We start from the raw sequence: 2,498 nt of genomic DNA on the forward strand, positions 1-2,498 counted from the left end.
GCGAGCTTACACTTTGGGCCAATATAACGAGCCATATTCTTGCTCCCTCTTAAACGCGACGCTTCTTGGGCGGACGACAACCATTGTGGGGGATCGGCGTCACGTCAGTGATATTGCTGATCTTGTAACCACAGGCATTCAAGGCACGGACGGCAGATTCACGACCTGGTCCCGGACCTTTCACCTGCACATCCAAATTCTGGAGACCGTACTCTTTAGCCGCTTCACCGGCGCGCTCCGCTGCAACCTGTGCGGCAAAAGGCGTGCTTTTACGTGAACCACGAAAACCTGAACCACCGGAGGTAGCCCAGCTCAGGGTATTCCCCTGACGGTCAGTGATGGTAATGATGGTGTTGTTAAATGACGCATGAATATGCGCGATTCCATCGGCGATGGTCCGCGTGATTTTCTTGCGCGTGCTCTTGGCACCTGGCTTGGCCATGTATCTAATCCTGCTTAATATCAACACTGCACTACGGTGCAGCTACACTAATTAAGGACCCACTGTTAACGCCGGCGTCAGGCCGGCGCGGTATTAACGGCGGATCGGTTTTCTTGGTCCCTTACGGGTACGCGCATTGGTCTTGGTGCGTTGTCCGCGAAGCGGGAGGTTACGGCGGTGACGAAGACCACGGTTACAACCCAGATCCATCAACCGTTTGATGTTCATGGAGACTTCCCGACGAAGATCACCTTCGACAGTCAACTCACCGACCTTGTTACGCAGCACATCCAGTTGATCTTCTGAAAGATCACCTACACGGGCGCTCTGTTCTACACCGCTGGCCTCGCAAATACGCTTGGCCTGGGTACGCCCTACACCAAAAATATAGGTGAGGGAGATTACGGCGTGCTTGTTGTCGGGTATGTTGACCCCGGCTATACGAGCCATTCACTTATCTCCGAAAAACTGTATACCCGCATCGAGACCGGCACACTGTGCCCGCTGCGATGCAAGATTGCGAAACCCTGAAAAAAGGCGCGCGATTTTAACGATTTCGTTGCCAGAACGCAATGCCTGCAACCCTTACCCCTGACGCTGCTTGTGACGGGGATCTGTGTTGCAGATCACGCGGACCACACCCTTGCGACGAACGACCTTGCAGTTTCTGCAGATCTTTTTTACCGATGCTCTTACTTTCATCTTTCTACTCCCAAACAGATCCCGTTCTCAGCGAACGCGGCCTGCACTTCCATAATTCTTCAAGTTGGACTTTTTCATCACCGAATCATACTGGTGAGACATCATGTGGCTCTGTACCTGCGCCATAAAATCCATGACCACTACAACCACGATAAGCAGCGAAGTACCACCCAGGTAAAAAGGTACGTTCCAGGTTACGACCAGAAACTGCGGCAGCAGACACACCAGCGCAATGTAAGCCGAACCGAACACCGTGAGCCGTGTTAGTACGCCATCAATGTAATTGGCGGTCTGCTGCCCTGGACGAATACCGGGTACAAATGCACCGGACTTCTTCAAATTATCCGCGACTTCCTGGGGGTTAAACATCAACGCCGTGTAGAAGAAGCAGAAGAAAACGATAAATATTGTAAACAGCAAGATGTTGAGAGGTTGCCCAGGGCCAATAGCCACAGCAAGATCCTGAAGCCAATCCGCGCCGCCGGACTGGCCGAACCACTGCGCGATGGAAGCGGGAAACAGCAAGATACTGCTCGCAAAAATCGCCGGGATCACGCCCGCCATGTTCACTTTAAGGGGCAGGTGAGAACTTTGCGCCTGGTACATTTTACGCCCCTGCTGCCGCTTGGCGTAATTGACGGTGATCCTGCGCTGACCCCGTTCAATAAATACGATCATGTAGATCACAGCGATTGCCAGTGTCAGTATCAACAAAAGCGCTAGTATGTTGATTTCTCCCTGACGAGCCTGCTCCAGCGATTGCCCGATGGCGGAAGGCAAACCCGCAACAATTCCCGCAAAAATCAGCAGGGAAATGCCATTACCTACACCTTTCTCGGTGATCTGCTCACCCAGCCACATCATGAACACAGCGCCAGTAACCAGTGACGTGATAGCGATAATGAAGAACAGCAGACCCGAATTGTAGCTCATACCCTGGTTGGCCATGCCGACGGTCATACCCGTTGCCTGCACAATCGCAAGCACGACGGTCAGGTAGCGCGTGTACTGGCTTATCTTGCGACGCCCGGCCTCACCCTCCTTCTTGAGCTGCTCCAGCTGCGGGGTGACCGCCGACATCAGTTGCATAATGATCGATGCAGAAATGTACGGCATGATGCCCAGCGCGAGGATGCTCATGCGCTCCAAAGCACCACCGGAAAACATATTCGCCAAACCCAGAATAGTGCCCTGGTTCTGATTAAAGAGCGCCGCGAGCTGATTCGGATCGATACCCGGCACAGGAATGTGCGTACCGATGCGGTACACAATTATCGCGACCAATACAAAACGAAGGCGAGCAAAAAGCTCGCCCAGTCCGGCACGGTTTGCTGAGGGTAACTCGGCCATCAGT

The 2,498-nt window shown here is 53.2% G+C and carries 4 protein-coding genes; all 4 read right to left on the reverse strand.

Annotation, left to right across the window (positions count from 1 at the left end):
- Nucleotides 1–49: 49 nt before the first annotated feature.
- Nucleotides 50–442 carry a 30S ribosomal protein S11 gene (gene rpsK / locus ACTG3T_RS04340; RefSeq protein ID WP_008292587.1) on the reverse strand — a complete coding sequence of 131 codons (393 nt, stop codon included), beginning with the start codon at nucleotides 440–442 and terminating at the stop codon, nucleotides 50–52.
- A gap of 93 nt (nucleotides 443–535) precedes the next feature.
- Nucleotides 536–892 (reverse strand): 30S ribosomal protein S13, encoded by a 357-nt coding sequence (gene rpsM, locus ACTG3T_RS04345; RefSeq protein WP_405273197.1) that lies wholly within the window; start codon nucleotides 890–892, stop codon nucleotides 536–538.
- Between the two features lie 135 nt (nucleotides 893–1,027).
- Complete coding sequence (gene rpmJ, locus ACTG3T_RS04350) at nucleotides 1,028–1,144, reverse strand: 50S ribosomal protein L36 (RefSeq protein ID WP_075998814.1); 117 nt, start codon at nucleotides 1,142–1,144, stop codon at nucleotides 1,028–1,030.
- 27 nt (nucleotides 1,145–1,171) lie between these two features.
- Nucleotides 1,172–2,494: a preprotein translocase subunit SecY gene (gene secY / locus ACTG3T_RS04355; RefSeq protein ID WP_439101040.1), complete on the reverse strand. Its 1,323-nt coding sequence runs from the start codon at nucleotides 2,492–2,494 to the stop codon at nucleotides 1,172–1,174.
- Nucleotides 2,495–2,498: the final 4 nt, after the last annotated feature.

The organism is Congregibacter sp. (genome assembly GCF_965660375.1).
Taxonomy (GTDB): domain Bacteria; phylum Pseudomonadota; class Gammaproteobacteria; order Pseudomonadales; family Halieaceae; genus Congregibacter.